The following is a 16339-nucleotide window of genomic DNA, read 5'->3' on the forward strand; positions in this document are numbered from 1 at the left end:
GGTGTCACTCTCGGACACGCTCGCCGACATCGAGGAGCTCGTGACGTGCGAGTCCCCGTCGGCAGACCTGGCTGCGGTCGCGGCCAGCGCGGATGTCGTGGCGCGGGTCGGGGCCCGCCACCTGGGCGCGGAGCCGGACCGGGTCGTGCTCGACGGACGGACGCACCTGCGCTGGCGGTTCGGCGACGGCCCGGCGCGGGTGCTCGTGCTCGGCCATCATGACACCGTCTGGCCGCTGGGATCATTGGCCACGCATCCATTCGACGTGACTGACGGTGTCATGCGCGGGCCTGGCTGTTTCGACATGAAAACCGGTGTGGTGATGGCGTTTCAGGCCATCGCGCGACTGACGGATCGTTCCGGCGTCACCCTGCTGGTGACCGGGGATGAAGAAATCGGATCACCGAGCTCACGCGCGCTGATCGAGGCCGAGGCTGAGGGTTGCGTTGCGGCACTGGTGCTTGAGGCGTCCGCGTCCGGCGGTGCGTTGAAGACCGAACGCAAGGGTGTCTCGAACTACCGGGTACGGGTGCACGGCCTGGCCGCGCATGCCGGGCTGGAACCTGAACGCGGCATCAACGCGACCGTCGAGCTGGCACTGCAAGTCCTTGCGGTGAACGGGATTGCTGATGCTGCTGTGGGAACGACCGTTACACCGACGCTCATGTCTGCGGGAACGGCAGTCAATACCGTTCCCGCGTTGGGAGAATTCGCCGTCGATGTCCGGGTTCGATCAGCTGCCGAGCAGGAGCGGGTCGACGTCGCGATGCGGTCACTCGTGCCGGTGCTGAGCGGCGCCCGGCTGGATATTCTCGGCGGGCCCAACCGGCCGCCGCTGGCCGCGGAGTCGTCGGCCGCACTCTTTGCCCGGGCCGCCAAGCTTGCCGCCGATTTGGGCTTGGCGGCGTTGACATCTGCCGCTGTCGGTGGCGGTTCGGACGGCAATTTCACCGCGGGAATGGGGATTCCGACGCTGGACGGGCTTGGCGCGGTCGGCGGGGGAGCCCACGCGGACAACGAACACGTGCTCGTGGCCGAGATACCAGGCCGCACGGCATTGGTCGTCGCGCTTATGGCCGACTTGCTTGATGGGCCGGGAGTATGAAACTGATCGAGGATGACGCTGCCCACGCAGCCGCCGCGGCCCGCGTCGTGATCCGTGAGCTGACCGAACTCGAAGAACTCAACGCGGTCTACGAGTTGTACAACGAGATCTGGCGGCCAGACCCGACCAACCCGCCGGTCACCACGGAACTGTTGCGGGCATTGACCAAGGCAGGCAACTACGTCAGCGGTGCGTACGACGGACGGCGGCTCGTCGGGGCATGTGTCGGCTTCTTCGGGACACCCTCGGAAACGACGTTGCACAGCCATGTCGCCGGTGTCTCGGCGTCCGCGATGGGCCGCAGCGTGGGCTTCGCGCTCAAGCTGCACCAACGAGCCTGGGCGGCCGGCCATGGGCTGACGTCGATCACATGGACCTTCGACCCGTTGGTCAGCCGGAACGCCTACTTCAACCTGATGAAGCTCGGCGCCACGCCAACGGAGTACCTGCCGAACTTCTACGGCGGCATGCACGACGGGATCAACGGCAACGATGAAAGCGACCGGCTGCTCGTGCACTGGGACCTCGGCAAAGTCGGGGCGCCGGTTGTCCAGTCGCGTAGTGAGGCCGTGATCGCGCTCGACCGGTCGGACACGGGTCTGCCTGTTGCCGGCGCACTGGACGGGCAGACCTTGCTTGTGGCCGCGCCACGCGACATCGAGTCGTTGCGTGCGGCCGATCCCAGTGCCGCCAAGCTATGGCGTGTGGCGATGCGTGACGTGCTCGGCACGTTGCTCGCCGAAGGCGCCCGTGTCACCGGGTACGACCGGTCGGGCTGGTACCTCGTGTCCAGAAAGGACAGCTGATGAAGCTGGCGGGAGTGGAACTGCGGCTGATCGAGATGCCGCTGGTGGCGCCGTTCCGGACGTCCTTCGGCGTCGAGACCACGCGGGAGATCCTGCTGCTGCGTGCCGTCACGGATGATGCCGAGGGGTGGGGCGAGTGCGTGGCGATGTCCGACCCGCTGTATTCGTCGGAATACGCGGCCGCGGCGGCGGATGTGCTGACCAGGTTCTTCATCCCGGCGCTGGCCGGGACGCCGGTCCTGGGCACCGCGGTGGCGCCGGCGCTGGCGAGGTTCAAGGGTCATCGGATGGCCAAGGCGGCCCTGGAAATGGCCGTGCTGGACGCCGAACTGCGGGCCGAGGGCCGGTCGATGGCCCGCGAGCTCGGTGCCCTGCGTGACCGGGTCCCGTGTGGAGTGTCGGTCGGGATCATGGGATCGATCGGCGAGCTGCTCGACGCGGTCGGAGGCTACCTCGACGCCGGCTACCTGCGGATCAAGCTGAAGATCGAACCGGGCTGGGATGTCGAGCCGGTCCGCGCGGTGCGGGAACGCTTCGGCGACGACGTGCTGCTGCAGGTCGACGCCAACACCGCGTACACGCTGGCCGACGCGCGGCACCTGGCCCGGCTCGACCCGTTCGGCCTGCTGCTGATCGAGCAGCCGTTCGACGAGGAGGACGTGCTCGGGCACGCCGAGCTGGCCAAGGTGATCAGCACCCCGGTGTGCCTGGACGAGTCGATCACCTCGGCCCGGGCCGCCGCGGACGCCATCCGCCTGGGCGCGTGCCAGATCGTGAACATCAAGCCTGGTCGCGTCGGCGGCTACCTGGAGGCGCGGCGTATCCATGACGTGTGCGTCGCGCACGGCGTGCCGGTGTGGGCCGGCGGCATGCTCGAGACCGGAATCGGGCGGGCCGCGAACGTCGCTTTGGCGGCGTTGCCCGGATGTACCGTGCCGGGCGACACGTCCGCTTCGGACCGGTACTACCGCACGGACATCACTGAGCCGTTCGTGCTCGAAGACGGTCACCTCGGTGTGCCGTCAGGGCCAGGCATCGGTGTCACGCCCATTCCCGGTGAACTCGAGAAAGTGACGACCAAGGTGGACTGGCTACCGCTGTGAGCGCGCACGACAGTCTCCGGCCGCGCGCCAGCCTCGGCCGTGTCCTCGACGACCTGGGCAACACGCTGCTGGAGCTGGTACACGGTGACGCGAACCGGCCAGGCGACATCGGCGGGATCGCTATCCACGACCCGATCGAGGAATCGGTCCTGCCCAGCCACGCCCTCGTGCTGGGCGTCGGGCTGAGCGAACCATCAGCCAGCGCCGAGCTTCTGCGTTCGCTCGGAAGGCGCGGTGCGGCTGGTCTCGTGCTCAGGACGCCTGTCGCGATGTCCGACGAGCTGGCTGCGGCGGCAGAGTCATCGGGCGTCGCCGTGCTCGCGCTGGCTCGCGGCGCTTCGTGGGCGCAGCTCGCGGCAATGCTGCGCTCATCGCTCGCGGAAGGGGACGTCGGCGCCGCTGGGGCAGAGACGCTGGGCGGGGTGCCGTCCGGCGATCTGTTCGCGGTCGCCAACGCGGTCGCGGCGCTGATCGACGCGCCAGTGACCATTGAGGACCGAAGCTCACGCGTGCTTGCCTTCTCCGGCCGTCAGGACGAGGCTGATCCCTCCAGGGTGGAGACGATCCTCGGCCGTCAGGTGCCGGAACGGTACACCCGGCTGATGACCGAACGCGGCGTGTTCCGTGACCTCTACAGCAGCGACCAACCGGTGTTCATCGCGCCGACGGCCGCCGAACAGGAGGACTTTTTCGTGCCGCGTGTAGCTGTGGCCGTGCGCGCGGGCGACGAGTTCCTCGGGTCGATCTGGGCGGCTGTCCGTGAACCACTCGGCGCGGATCGCACAGAGGCCTTCGGCGACGCCGCCAAACTGGTCGCGTTGCACATGCTGCGAGTCCGGGCAGGCGCCGACGTCGAACGGCGGCTGCGCACAGACTTGCTGGCCACCGCTCTCGAAGGTGGCGCAGGTGCACGGGAAGCGTTGTCCCGCCTTGGCTTGGCCGAACTGCCCGTTGTCGTATTGGCTCTGGCGACAGTCCAATCAGGATATTCAACTGACGCCACAGTTGTCGCTGAACGGCAGCGGCTGACCGACGGCCTGGCAATGCACCTCAGCGCCGTGCACCCTCGCTGTGCTGTCGCACTGATCGGTGATGTCGCGTATGGACTTGTGCCTGTTGCCCGCGACGGCGAACAGCTCGGCATCAGAGTGGCGACGGATTTCCTGGACCGTGTTGGCGACCGTATCCCTGCCGTGATCGGTATCGGCCCCGTCGCCTCCGACATCGCCGGCCTGGCCGACGCCCGCGCCAGCGCGGACCGAGCCGTCCAAGTCCTGCGCGCCGGAAACGCAGGCGGTCGCCGCGTAGCGCGCCTGGCTGACGTCTACGTCGAGGCTCTCGTCCTGGAACTACGAGACCTCGTCGCCGCCCGCGGCGGACAGATCACCGGACCGGTGGCCCGCCTCGTCGCCTATGACGACCAGCACAACACCAACCTGGTCGAGACCCTCCGAGCCTGGCTGGACGCCTTCGGCGACGTCATCGCGGCCTCAGCCGCCGTTTACGTCCACCCCAACACCTTCCGATATCGCCTGCGCCGCCTCACCGAGATCAGCGGCATCGACCTCGCCGACCCGGAGGCCCGCTTCGCGGCCATGCTCCAACTACGCGTCGTCCCTTTAAGGTGACGTGGTGATGAGACCCGGCTACCAAATCGTTCCGATCGGACATGTCGAATCCGCTCTGCTCGACCCTGCCGCCGCACCGAGGCAGGGGAGTGAAGGGGCGCCGGACGCGTGGCTGGTGTTCGAGCCGGACATGGCGGCGGGGATCCACGACCTCGCGGCCGGCACCGACATCTTCGTGCTGACCTGGCTGCATCAAGCGCAGCGCGACGTGCTGAGCGTGCACCCGCGTGACGATCCGCGAAACCCGCTGACGGGAGTATTCAGCACCCGGTCGGCGGACCGGCCGAACCCGATCGGGCTGCATCGGGTCCATGTCGCCGCGATCGACGGGCTCCGCGTGCTCGTACAAGACCTTGAAGCGGTGGACGGGACGCCCATCGTCGACGTCAAGCCCGTGCTCGACGGCGCCCGGTAGTCACGTCACGCCCGCGGCGATCAGCTGTTGCCAGATCTCGCTCTGGTCCACGACCGCCACGCCGAGTTTCTCGGCCTTGGTGAGTTTGCTCGCGCCGACGTCGGCGCCGGTGATGAGCATGTCTGTGCTCGCGGACACTGAGGACGCGGCGGTGGCACCGGCTTTCTCACAGAGGCGTTGGAAGGTGGGGCGGGGGACCTTCTCGCCGGAGCGGGGGTCGCTGATCGCGCCGGTGATCACCACTGTCTTGCCGGCCAGCGGCGCGTCGGAGGCGACGACGGGCGGGAGATCCTCGTCGCGCACATCCAGCGAGACACCAACCTCGCGCAGCCGTTCGAGCTCGGGGCGCAACCGGGCGAGGTGTGCGGTCAGGGAGGCGGCGACCTTGGGGCCGATGTCCTCCACGGCCACGAGCCGCTCCTCGCCTGCGTCGGCGACTTCTTCCAGGGAGCCGAATCCCGCGCGGCACAGCCGTGTGGCCGTGCCTTCGGAGGCCATCGGGATGGCGAGCCCGATCAGCGCCCGGCGCAGCCCCACCTGGCGGCCGGCGTCGATGGACTCGATCATGCGGGTCGCCGAGACCTCGCCGATGCGGTCGAACTCCAGCAGCTTCTCGGTGGTGAGCCGGTAGAAGTCCGACGGGTGCTCCAGCACGCCCGCCTCGGCGAGCCGCTCGATCCACACTGGACCGACGGCTTCGATGTCCGCCGCCGCGCGGGAAGCCCAGTGGATCAGGCGGCGCACAGTCTGGGCGGGGCAGGCGACGTTGGTGCAGAACAGTTCGCGGCTGTTGCCCTGCTCGGTCAGCGGGTGAGCACACGATGGGCACGCGCTGGGCGGCACGATGTCACGCTCGGCGCCAGTGCGTTTCGAAACATCGAGCACGCCCGCGACGAACGGGATCACGTCGCCCGCGCGGCGAACCAGCACGGTGTCACCGATCTTGATGCCGCGCGCCCGGATGACCTCCTGATTGGCCAGTGTCGCGCGGGTGACGGTCGTCCCGCCGACGAACACCGGCTCCAGCCACGCGACAGGGGCGATCTTGCCGGTCTTGCCCACGTCCCAGACCACGTCGGCCAGGACTGTCGTCTTCTCCTCGGCGGCGAACTTGTACGCCAGCGCGCCGCGAGGCGAGCTCGACCTGGTTCCGGCGGCGGCGTAGGCATCGCGGTTGGCCAGGCGCAGGACCGCGCCGTCCAAGTCGTAGTCCAGGTCGTTGCGCTGCTGCTCGATGGCCGCGATCACCTCAAGGGCCGCGTCCGCGTCGGCGCAGTGGCGCATGTCGGCGCCGGTGAACCCGAGTGTGCGCAGGGCGTCTTCCAGATCGGCTACACCGCCGGGTTCGGAGGTGTCCAGGTCGAAGGCGAAGAACCGCAGGCGCCGTTCCGCGACCGTGGCCGGATCCTTGGCGCGGAGAGTGCCGGCGGCAGCGCCACGCGGGTTGATCAGCGGCCGGTCCGGATGCTTTGTGTTGTACGCGGTGAAGGTGGAACGCAGCATCACCGCCTCGCCGCGCACCTCCACTCTGCCGGGCGCGGTGATCCGCTCGGGTATGCCGTCGGTCAGTGCACGCACCAGGACGGTCACGTCGTCGCCAGTCGTGCCGTCCCCGCGGGTGATCGCTCGCGCAAGCCGCCCGTCTTCATAGACCAGTGCCAGCGACAGTCCGTCCAGCTTCGGCATGACCACCACCGGCTGGCCGGGGAAGCGGTCGAAGAACGCGGCGACCTGCTCGGGCCGGGTCGCCTTCTCCAAGGACAGCATCGGGCGTGAATGCCGGATCGGCGCGTGCAGCACCGCGGGCGCGCCGACCTGCTCCAGCGGATTCGGGTCCGGCGCGAGCTCCGGGCTGGCCTCGATCAGCCGCCGCAGTTCGTCCTCTATCGCGTCGTACTCGGCGTCCGCCACCAACGGCGAACCCCGGTAGTACGCGTCACGCAGCACCGTGACCTGGTCGGCGAGCTCCTGGATCCGTTCCCCAGTGTCCATGGCGCACAAGTTACCCGGGCCCACCGACAATCCACCGTCCCCGCGATCACCCGGGCCTTTCGCCATTAACCGAACTTGGCGACGGAACCGTCCGGGACGCCTGCAGCGCGCCGTGCGCCGAATTGCCCCTGGTCCTGGCGAGGAGTGCGGACTTGTGGACAATTGGGTGTCCTGTTCGGACTTGCGCTATCGCACATCCTTGGTTGATCAGTGGCATCCGGGTGTTCAGGGTTGACAACTTGACATGTCTAGAAGATAGTGGTGTCAACTATTTGGCGGCTACTGGGGGTCGTCATTCGTAATAGAGTTCACGGCAATAGAGCTTGACGTCGTTTTCCGATCAGCAACGCCCGGTACGCGAGTGCCGGGTTTGGCATGCCACAAATACGCAGGGTGTCACATAACCTTCCGGGGGAGCTTTGTCATGTTTCGCACCATGCTGAAGTCGAAGATCCATCGCGCCACCGTCACCCAGGCGGATCTGCATTACGTCGGTTCCCTCACCATCAGTTCCGATCTGATGGAGGCGGCGGACCTGCTGGCCGGCGAACAGGTCGATGTGGTCGACATCAACAATGGCGCGCGTCTGACCACCTATGTCATCCCCGGTGAGCCTGGCGAGGGCGTCATCGGTATCAACGGCGCGGCCGCCCGGCTCATCAGTCCGGGTGATCTCGTCATCGTCATCAGTTACGCAGTGGTACCGGACACCGAGGCACGGGATCTCGTTCCCAAGGTGGTCTTCGTGGACGGGCGTAACCAGTTCCTGCAGGCAGGCGCCGATCCGGCGGAGGTACCACCGGGCGGGGACCTGATCCGCGGCGACGTGGTCGCAGGCGTCCGAATCGGCTGACACGGCTCACATATCGGAGGGCGGTACCCCATGCAGTCCACTCCCGCGGGCACCATCGTCATCGAGAACGCGCTCGACCGGTACGGCGAGCAGGTACGGGCGGCGCTTGCCGATCTTGGCACGGCGGGTGGCTCGGCGCTGGAATTCGGGCCCGGCTACCAGCTGCCGCCCGCGGCCGATCTCACCCGGTTCTTTGCCGCCTCCGAGCTCGCATTCGCCGATCTCGGCAGCTATCGCGGCAAAAAACTGACCATGCTCGACCTGATGCGCAATCCGCGGACACGTACCACGAAGACATGTGCTTCGCTGGTAATTGTGGCCCGTGCGCTGGACCATATCCGTCGAACGGGTGAACGCGCGATAATCCTGTCACCGTCGTCGGGCAACAAAGCCACCGCTCTGCGGGACGCGGTACTACGCGCGTACGAGACCGGACTGGCGAGTCCCGGTCAATTGGGAGTCATTGTTGTTGTTCCCGCTCTGTCGAAGCACAAGCTCTGGGACTCGCCGCTGAGTTCGGACGAAATGCTCCGATCGTGCAATCCCGTCGTCACTTTCGACGGCGCGGAGCCCGCGGATGTGAAACCGCTGGCCCGCGCACTTGTCGATGGTCACTCGTACCGCCTGCGCGCCGAGCACGGCGTGAATCTCTGGTACACGCTGGACATCAACAACTACAAGGTGGCGGATGTCGTACGGGCGTGCGCCGAGCAGGAGTTCCTGCCGCGGACCGGCGGCAGGCTGCACGTGCACGCCGTGTCCAGCGCCTTCGGCCTGATCGGGCACAATCTCGGCGCCCAGCGGCTGGCCGCCGCCGGTGGTCCCGAGCCGGACGCGCACTACTTCCTGGTCCAGCACCTGGCCACCGCCGACATGGTGCTGAGCCTCTACTTCGACTCCCCGTCGCGCGACAACATCCCGGCCTACCGGCTGGACGCGGCGACCGGGCTGTACCGCCAGGACGAGAACCCGCGGTTCCCGCTGGTGACCTTCGGCCCGGACGAGAACCTCGACCCGACGTTCTACACCCGCAGGCCACCGACGTCCGCGGAGATCAACCCGATCATCCGCAACCGTGGTGGCGGCGGCATGGTCGTGTCCCTGTACGAGGTCCTGACCCGCTATCCCCAGCTACGGGGGATGCTCGGGCCGGCCGGTGTGGTGCTGCCGGAAGACCCGCGAAACCTGCGCGAATGGTCACTCGTGATGGCCCTGACCGGGATTCTCAACGCCATTGATCGTGGCCTGGTCGAGGAGGACGACATTCTCGTGCACGGGTCGGGCAGTTACCAGGCAGCGGATTTCGAGCCGATTCCCGCGCCGTACCTGACACCGGTCACCGGGGTCGACGAGCTGGCGGAAGTCGCCGAGACAGCGGTGCGCGCGGCGGAGAGCGGCCGAGCACTCGCTTCGTCGCGATGAATCGGCCGGGACTGGCTGACGGGCCGATCACCTGGATCCACCTCGCCACGCTGGTGCTCAGCATCGGCGCGGGCGCGTGGTTCTCCTGCTGGGCGATCCTGTTCACCCGATCGATGGGTTTGTCAGCGGGGGAGTTCGCCATCGGGGTCACCATCGCCGGGCTGATCGGCCTGGTGATCGGCAGCCCGCTGGGCTATCTGGCCGACCGGGTCGGAACGCGCGAGGTGCTTGTCTGGCTCGGCGTCATCCAGGGGCTGGCCACGTTGTCCTACGTGCTGGTGGCCGAGTTCTGGTCGTTCTTCCTGGTGACCTGTGTGGCGGTGACCGCCCAACGGCTGGCCCCGGCGATCCGGGTCGCGGTGATCTCCGGGCTGACCACCGGCGAGGCCCGACTGCGGAGCATCGCCACCAACCGGGTGGTGCTGCACGTCGGGATCGCCGTGGGCTCGGGGATCGGCGCCCTGGTGCTGTACCTCGACAGCCGGGCTGCGTACGTCTCGCTGATCGTGTTGTACGGCATTGCGAACATGGCGTCGGCGTTGGTGACGTTGCGCGTCCCGCACGTGTCGTCGTTGGCCGACCGCAAGGACAAACGGCGCATGCTCGCGCTGCGTGACCGTCCGTTCCTGGTGATCACGTTGCTCAACGGTGTGCTCGCGCTGAACTGGGGCATGCTCGGTACCGGCCTGCCGTTGTGGATCACCGCGCACACCGATGCTCCACTGTGGATGGTCGGTGTCGTCACCGCGTTCAACGCCGTGGCCATCATGCTGTTCCAGAAGAAGGTCAGCAAAGGCAGTGACACGATTCCGGGCGCGGCGAGGCAGGCCGTGTACTGCGGCGCCGCGCTCGCCGTGTCGTGCGTGCTGTTCGCTGCCACGTACCACGGTTCCGGTCTGCTGGTGATCTGCCTGCTGCTGGCGGCGGCAGCCGCACATGTGGTCGGCGAACTGCTGTTCTCGGCAAGCGGTTGGGGGCTGTCGGTCGCGCTCACCCCACAGGAAGCGCACGGGGAGTACCAGGCCACGTTCGCGACCGGCCCGGCTGCGGCGCTCATGCTCGCGCCCGCTGTGCTGACCGCCCTTGTCGTCGAGTGGGGAGTGATGGGCTGGTTCGCGCTCGGAGTGCTGTTCCTGCTCGCCTCGGTCCCTGTCGTGCCGGTCAGCCGATGGGCGACGCGAACCGGTCCACGCAAGGAGATGGTGGTGTGAGCATGCACAGGTGGCGGTTGCGCGCGCGGTACCACTGGGACCAGAGCCCGGATTCGGCGCTGATCACGGCTCGCGGAGTCGTGGACACCAAGATCAGACGGTATGTCACGGCCACCTCGTCGGCCGGGCCCGGCGGGCCGTCCTTCGGTTACGCGGGCGTCTGGCATGGCATCGGCCGGATCCAGCAGGTGCTGGAGGAGTTCCGGGAAAGCAAGGGCGCGCCCACGCTGTCGCGCACTCAGCAGAAAGTCAGCCGGGCGCAGGTGCTTTCAGGACAGCACGTGCCCCCGGCCGACCTGGTCGCTGTGGGCTGCACCTCCGATCAGGCCGCGAGGCTTCCGGCGGGCAACGCACTCGTCCTGCCCTACCGGCTGCACCTCGTGGTCGACATGACCGACGGCTGGCTGAACGCGGTGTCCAAATGGGAGCGTAAGTGGATCGCCGCACGGCGACGGGAACGCGAATGGTGTATCGAACGCGCGACCGATGAGGCCTCTTTCCACTACTTCTACGACCGCATGCACGCGCCGACCATGCAGATCCGGCACGGCGAGCGTACTCGCGGTGAAAGTAGGGACAGTGCGCTGGAGTGTCTCTTTCGTGATGGCGTACTGACATTCGCGACCGTTGACGGTGAACGGGTGGCCGGAGCGTTGTGTCACCGCTCTCCTGACGGCAGAACCATAACTCTCCGCCTGGTGGGGGTGCTGGACGGCGTCCGGCAGCACTACGATGACGGCGCGCTGAAGATTCTCTACCACATGCTCTTGCAATGGGCTGCGGACAACGGGATCCGGCACGTCGACCTCGGCGGTATGGAGGCGTGGATCAGCAAGGGGATCTTCCGCTGGAAGCGCAGGCTGGCACCCAGGATCGTGCTGGCTCCCAACCATCTCGGACGGTTGCGCGTGTGGTGGCACGCCAGCCGTGACACGCCTGCCGTACGGGACTTCCTCGTCGCCAACCCGGTTTTCGAGGTCGGCAGTGACCAACGGCTTGGGGCCGTGTACTTCTACGACGACGAGCGTCCACCCCGGACGGATCTGGCGTTCTCCGGTGCGAACGTCCACCAGTCCCGGATGGTCCATCTGGACGGATTCCTGCCGAAGGGAGCGTTGCCCGATGCCAGCATCGACCGGATCGTGGTTCGGTGAGCGGATCGAGCCGGTGACGGTGGGCCTCCGGCCCGACGAGGTCGCCGAGATCATGCGGGACGAGCTGCGTGAGCTGCCCCTGCCACCGCACCCGATCTCGCTGCAGCCCTTCGTGATCCCGCGAACGTCCTATCGAGAATTGCTACAGGCCGCGGGTGACCTGCTCGGTCTGATCCGCAGATCCATGCTGCACAGCGGGACCGACCGGGCAAGCCGGATCGCCGCACTCGGCATCGACCCGGCGGACTGTCCGATCTGGACGGATGACGAAGAGTGGGAGCTCCGGCACTGCGCCGATCTGGCCCGTGCCGATGTCGTACTCGGCGTGGACGGCCCGAAGTTCGTCGAGTTCAACGTCAGCGGTGCGTTCGGCGGCATGCTGCATTTCCAGCTGTACCAGCGGGCCTGGCAACGAGTCGCCGAACGCGCCGGGCAGCCGGCCTTCGTCAGCGCGGGTGCGTTCGCCCGCTTCGCCGGATTGATCGAACGCACATGTGCCGAACTCGGTGTCCCGCCGTCAATCGCGCTGGTCGGCACACCGAGGGAATGGGGACCGCGGACGCCTCCCAGGCATTTCCTGCACCAGGCGGACCTGCTGCGTCAGCACGGCATCGAAGCCGTGCACCTGGACTTCGAGGAACTGCTCGACGGCATCGGCGCACCAGGTGACCTGCGGTATCCGTTGGGCGTCGCGCAGTTCACGGTGCGTGACGCCAACGACCTCGGCTACGACATCAGCCCGGCGCAGATCGCACAGACCCGGGGCTTCCGGCTGATCCCGTCGGCGTCGGCGTGGCTGCTGCACACCAAAAAGCACCTCGCGCTGCTCTCCGAAGGACAACCGTGGATGACCGCGCAGGACCACGACCTGGCCGCACGGTACCTGCCGTGGAGCCGGATCGTCGGCGACCGGAAGGTGCGCTGGCGGGACGGCCACTACGAGCTGACCGAACTGCTGCTGGACCAGCGGGAGAACTTCGTGCTCAAAGGCGCCACCGGTTGTTCCGGCGCGGAAGTGGTCTTCGGCGGACGGAGCACGCCTCAGGAGTGGGCAGCGCTCGTGGAGGAGGCCGCACGCGGCGGGTACCACATCGTCCAGGAAGTGGTGCCGGCCCAGCCGATGCCGGTGGACGTGATGGAGGAGTCGGGCGAGGTCAACCGGATCGTGGCCAACCCGGTGATCAGCCCGTTCGTGATCGACGGCACCGCCGTGGGATGCTTCGGCCGCTTCGTGGCCGACCAGCGGCCGGGCATCATCAGCGCGCTGTCCCAGGCCCGGCTGACCTGCCTGCTGGCCGAAGCATGAGGGTGGGAGCCGTCGTGCTGCCGGAGCACTCCGGGGCCGAGACCAGGCGAATATGGCGCCATGTCGAGGAAATCGGCGCCGATCACGCGTGGACGTACGATCACCTGTCCTGGCGGTCACTGCGCGACGAGCCCTGGTTCGACGCGAGCACCACGCTCGCTGCAGCCGCGGCGAGCACCGACCGGCTGCGACTGGGAACGCTTGTCGCGACACCGAACTTCCGGCATCCCGTGACCACGGCCAAACAGGCGATGACACTGGATCACCTCAGTGGCGGACGGTTCGTTCTCGGCCTGGGAGCGGGTGCGACCGGTGCGGACAGCACTGCGCTTGGCGGGCAGCAACTCACACCGGCGGCCCGCGCCGACCGGTTCGAGGAGTTCGTGGCGCTGCTGGACGTCTTGTTGCGCCAGCCGGAGACGACCGCGCACGGCCGGTTTTACCACGCGGTGGACGTGCGGATGGTGCCGGGATGTGTGCAGCGACCAAGGATTCCGTTCGCCATCGCGGCGTTCGGCAAACGTGGCATGCGGTTGGCGGCGGCGTACGCGGAAACCTGGGTCACGATAGGACATCCCGGCGCACCAGGGGATCAGCCGGAGGCCACGGCGTTGCGAGTGTTGCGCGATCAGCTCAGCAAGCTCGAGGCGGCGTGTCACGATCGTGGGCGGGACTTCGGGGATCTGCGCAAACTCGTGAACGTCAGCCGGGTCGTCGCCGATCCGTACAGCTCGGCCGGGCGGTTCGCCGACGTCACGGGCCAGTGCGCGGAGCTGGGATTCACCGATGTGGTCGTCGGCTATCCCCGCCGGGCAGGCGTTTTCGCCGGTGATCCGGACAAGTTCGAGCGGGCCCTGGCGCAGGCGACGGCCACCACCTACCAGGAGGCGATCTGATGCACGGGCAGCCGTTCGCATTGAGGATGGCCGGGTTCCCGATGTCCTGGCTGACTGAGCTGGCCGACCCGGCGACTGCCGAGGCCGCAGGCATGATCATGGCGAAACAGCGCGAGCAGGACGCCCGGATCCGTCAGACGAGCACGCCCTTGGTCCTGACTGCGGTCCGGGAGAGCGGAGACCGAACCTTGCTGCGTGCGGCGCGTACCGGACGCGGCACGATCACGCCGGATCGAGTGGAATCCGCGGCGGTACGCGAACTCTTCGCCGAGATCGCGGCCGGCTGGGAGGAACTGCGCGCACTGCGCGCCCAGTTCGACAAATGCTACGACGCGGGGATCACCCAGGCACGGCTTCGGGTGTGCGAACGGTTCGTGAAGGACGAGTCCTTGCGCGACATGCTGTTCAGCCAGAACCCGGGCTCGTACCGGGCGATCGGGCAGTGGCTGGACAAGATCTCCCTGGATCCCGCGGACTGGCGGGCCAAGGATCGGGTCAAACTCGACCCGCTCACCCTGTACCTGCAGCGCGCCTGCGCCAAGAACGACTCGACCGGGCACGCGGGCCCGTTCACCATCGGCCGCTTCGACACCGAAGCCGAAGGCATTCAGACGACCGAGGTCCCGTTGCGCCATCACGCCTTCATGTCGCGGTGGGCTGCGGAGACGATACTTCGGCGGCTGCCCGCGAACACCGCCCCACGCCAGGCACCGGGCGTGCACATCCAGGGAAGCGAAGTCGACTTCCTGCCGCTGGACTACAGCCGCCGCGGCCATATCGACTACCTGATCGGCCGCCAGGTCCGGTACACCGACCTGTCCGAGACCGACATCGATGTCCTGGCACTGTGCAACGGCGAAAACACTCTGGCCGAGATCAGCGCGGCGCTCGACGTGGACGCCGGACCGAGCGCGGATCGGCTCGCCGCCCGTGGGCTCATCATCCGGGAGCCGGAAATCCCTTACGGCGTGGAAGACCCGATGCCGCTACTGGCGGAACTCGCCGAGCAGGTTCCATCGGGACTGTACAAGCAACTCCTGGACGTCTTCGCCAGCACGATGACGGCCCTGGCCGAAGAAGGATCTGCCCAGCGCCGGGAAGCGGTCGGACGATTGCACTCGGTGTTCGCCGAGACCGTCGGCGAGCAATCGACACGCAATGCCGGTGGCTTCTATGAGGATCGTGCGCTGGTCTATGAGGAGACCACCGGCCGGTTCGACGGGCTCGTGCTCGGCCGGGAAGTGACCGAACGGATCCGGCAGGCGCTTCCGTTGATCACCAGCACGTACCTTTTCGTGCCGCGCATACGGCTTCAGCTCGAGCGCGCCCTTGTCGCGGACTGGTTCGGATCGCGATTCCCGGCGGGCACCGCCTCGGTGAACGACTACACGAAGGCGTTCGCCGAAGACCGGCAACGGCTCGCTCCTGCCTTCGCCGAGTTCGAAGACCAAGTGGCCGGCTGGCATCGCAGGCTTCGTGATGCCGCTGCGGAGGCGGTTGCCCAGCCGGACGGAGGCCGCACGCGGTTCATGTCGTTCCTCGCCGAGCACGGGATCGACATGCCTGCTGTGTGCGACATCGACCTGATGTTGGCCGGCACGCCTGGCGCCGAAGGGCTCGTCTCGCCGTCCCGGCTGGTGGTCACCGAGGTTCATTCCGACGAGGAACTGTTGTCCCACGGCATGTTCGCCCCGTTCGTAGCCGAGCGGTACCCGGGTTTCACCGACCAGGTGCTCGAGGGTTACCGCAGTCTGCTGCGCGGCGACGAGATCATCATGAACGCCACCGTGCGGCACGCCAACAAGACCTTTGCCAGGCGGGCGCTGGACTGCCCGGAGATCGAGTCGGGCGACCGGTCCCCGGTTGCCGTGTCGCTGCGGCGGCACTTGGCCGATCTCGTGGTGCAAGCTGGGGAGCAGGGGCCGGCGCTGATCGAACGGACCACCGGCCGTCCGGTCCGGCTGATCGCGATTCCCTTTTCCTGGCAGCGGTTCCGTTACAACCCGATGACCGTGTTCGGCTTTCCCAAGCGGCTGACCGGAAGCCTGTTCGGCGCCGAACCCGGCGAACACCTGCCGGAGATCGGCTTCGGCGACGTACTGCTGTCCAGGAGGGCCTGGTCGGTGGACGCGGACGAGGTGCGCGGCAAGGACACGGCGGACGGGTTTCTCGCGGTCCAGCGGCTGCGCGACCGGCTCGGCCTGCCGAGGCACGTCTTCGTGCGGGTCGCCCAGGAGGGCAAGCCGATCTACGTCGACCTGGACAGCCCGCTGCTCGTCCGGCAGTTGTCACGGTTCGCGGCACCCGCGCAGGCAGTGGGCTTCTCCGAGATGGTCCCTGGCCCGCAGGAGTTGTGGGCCAGGGCAGGCGGCCAGGCGTTCACCAGTGAGCTGCGATTCGCCGCATTCGACCCAGGACAGTGACTCAGAACACGGCGAGCAACGGGGA

General features: G+C 67.6%; 13 protein-coding genes. 12 read left to right on the top strand and 1 reads right to left on the bottom strand.

What is annotated here, in order from left to right; genetic code table 11:
• The first annotated feature begins 1 nt into the window (after window position 1).
• From JOF56_RS33625 to tsaA, 5 genes are read left to right on the top strand one after another with little or no spacing between them, the layout of a single operon-like run.
• Window positions 2–1105 carry a M20/M25/M40 family metallo-hydrolase gene (locus tag JOF56_RS33625; RefSeq protein WP_209643470.1) on the top strand — a complete coding sequence of 368 codons (1104 nt, stop codon included), beginning with the start codon at window positions 2–4 and terminating at the stop codon, window positions 1103–1105.
• Window positions 1102–1911, top strand: coding sequence for a GNAT family N-acetyltransferase (locus JOF56_RS33630; protein WP_209643471.1), 810 nt, complete (start codon window positions 1102–1104; stop codon window positions 1909–1911). The genes JOF56_RS33625 and JOF56_RS33630 overlap by 4 nt, the downstream gene beginning before the upstream one ends.
• Window positions 1911–3014, top strand: a complete 1104-nt coding sequence (gene menC / locus JOF56_RS33635) for an o-succinylbenzoate synthase (RefSeq protein ID WP_209643472.1) — start codon at window positions 1911–1913, stop codon at window positions 3012–3014. Before JOF56_RS33630 ends, menC begins: the two co-directional genes overlap by 1 nt.
• Window positions 3011–4642 carry a PucR family transcriptional regulator gene (locus JOF56_RS33640; RefSeq protein ID WP_209643473.1) on the top strand — a complete coding sequence of 544 codons (1632 nt, stop codon included), beginning with the start codon at window positions 3011–3013 and terminating at the stop codon, window positions 4640–4642. The genes menC and JOF56_RS33640 overlap by 4 nt, the downstream gene beginning before the upstream one ends.
• Before the next feature lie 7 nt (window positions 4643–4649).
• A complete protein-coding gene (gene tsaA / locus JOF56_RS33645) occupies window positions 4650–5057 on the top strand; it encodes a tRNA (N6-threonylcarbamoyladenosine(37)-N6)-methyltransferase TrmO (RefSeq protein WP_209643474.1) in 408 nt (135 codons plus the stop codon).
• On the opposite strand, the gene ligA is transcribed toward tsaA, so the two are convergent.
• Window positions 5058–7049 carry an NAD-dependent DNA ligase LigA gene (ligA, locus tag JOF56_RS33650; protein WP_209643475.1) on the bottom strand — a complete coding sequence of 664 codons (1992 nt, stop codon included), beginning with the start codon at window positions 7047–7049 and terminating at the stop codon, window positions 5058–5060. It lies immediately after the preceding gene.
• 424 nt (window positions 7050–7473) lie between these two features.
• Between ligA and panD the strand changes: the two genes are divergently transcribed.
• Genes panD through JOF56_RS33685 form a run of 7 tightly spaced genes read left to right on the top strand, consistent with a single transcriptional unit; the run spans window position 7474 to window position 16314 of the window.
• Entirely contained in the window at window positions 7474–7902 is a 429-nt protein-coding gene (gene panD / locus JOF56_RS33655; RefSeq protein ID WP_209643476.1) for an aspartate 1-decarboxylase, read from the top strand.
• A 30-nt stretch (window positions 7903–7932) separates the two neighbouring features.
• Window positions 7933–9324, top strand: a complete 1392-nt coding sequence (locus JOF56_RS33660) for a DUF6002 family protein (protein ID WP_209643477.1) — start codon at window positions 7933–7935, stop codon at window positions 9322–9324.
• Window positions 9321–10535, top strand: a complete 1215-nt coding sequence (locus JOF56_RS33665) for an MFS transporter (protein ID WP_209643478.1) — start codon at window positions 9321–9323, stop codon at window positions 10533–10535. The genes JOF56_RS33660 and JOF56_RS33665 overlap by 4 nt, the downstream gene beginning before the upstream one ends.
• Before the next feature lie 2 nt (window positions 10536–10537).
• On the top strand, window positions 10538–11689 hold the full coding sequence (locus JOF56_RS33670) for a GNAT family N-acetyltransferase (protein WP_245380383.1): 1152 nt from the start codon (window positions 10538–10540) through the stop codon (window positions 11687–11689).
• Window positions 11658–12995 carry an ATP-grasp domain-containing protein gene (locus JOF56_RS33675; protein WP_209643480.1) on the top strand — a complete coding sequence of 446 codons (1338 nt, stop codon included), beginning with the start codon at window positions 11658–11660 and terminating at the stop codon, window positions 12993–12995. The genes JOF56_RS33670 and JOF56_RS33675 overlap by 32 nt, the downstream gene beginning before the upstream one ends.
• 14 nt (window positions 12996–13009) lie before the next feature.
• Complete coding sequence (locus JOF56_RS33680) at window positions 13010–13891, top strand: LLM class flavin-dependent oxidoreductase (protein WP_307855374.1); 882 nt, start codon at window positions 13010–13012, stop codon at window positions 13889–13891.
• Window positions 13891–16314, top strand: a complete 2424-nt coding sequence (locus JOF56_RS33685; RefSeq protein ID WP_209643482.1) for a lantibiotic dehydratase — start codon at window positions 13891–13893, stop codon at window positions 16312–16314. Before JOF56_RS33680 ends, JOF56_RS33685 begins: the two co-directional genes overlap by 1 nt.
• The last annotated feature ends 25 nt before the right edge of the window (window positions 16315–16339 follow it).

The sequence above is a fragment of the Kibdelosporangium banguiense genome (assembly GCF_017876405.1).
Taxonomy (GTDB): domain Bacteria; phylum Actinomycetota; class Actinomycetes; order Mycobacteriales; family Pseudonocardiaceae; genus Kibdelosporangium; species Kibdelosporangium banguiense.

What these genes read in the sequence shown, in the direction of transcription:
- JOF56_RS33630 (WP_209643471.1), top strand. Translation starts at nt 1,102, where the DNA reads ATGAAACTGATCGAGGATGACGCTGCCCACGCAGCCGCCGCGGCCCGC.
- menC (WP_209643472.1), top strand. Translation starts at nt 1,911, where the DNA reads ATGAAGCTGGCGGGAGTGGAACTGCGGCTGATCGAGATGCCGCTGGTG.
- tsaA (WP_209643474.1), top strand. Translation starts at nt 4,650, where the DNA reads ATGAGACCCGGCTACCAAATCGTTCCGATCGGACATGTCGAATCCGCT.
- ligA (WP_209643475.1), bottom strand. Translation starts at nt 7,049, where the DNA reads ATGGACACTGGGGAACGGATCCAGGAGCTCGCCGACCAGGTCACGGTG.
- panD (WP_209643476.1), top strand. Translation starts at nt 7,474, where the DNA reads ATGTTTCGCACCATGCTGAAGTCGAAGATCCATCGCGCCACCGTCACC.
- JOF56_RS33660 (WP_209643477.1), top strand. Translation starts at nt 7,933, where the DNA reads ATGCAGTCCACTCCCGCGGGCACCATCGTCATCGAGAACGCGCTCGAC.
- JOF56_RS33665 (WP_209643478.1), top strand. Translation starts at nt 9,321, where the DNA reads ATGAATCGGCCGGGACTGGCTGACGGGCCGATCACCTGGATCCACCTC.
- JOF56_RS33670 (WP_245380383.1), top strand. Translation starts at nt 10,538, where the DNA reads ATGCACAGGTGGCGGTTGCGCGCGCGGTACCACTGGGACCAGAGCCCG.
- JOF56_RS33675 (WP_209643480.1), top strand. Translation starts at nt 11,658, where the DNA reads ATGCCAGCATCGACCGGATCGTGGTTCGGTGAGCGGATCGAGCCGGTG.
- JOF56_RS33685 (WP_209643482.1), top strand. Translation starts at nt 13,891, where the DNA reads ATGCACGGGCAGCCGTTCGCATTGAGGATGGCCGGGTTCCCGATGTCC.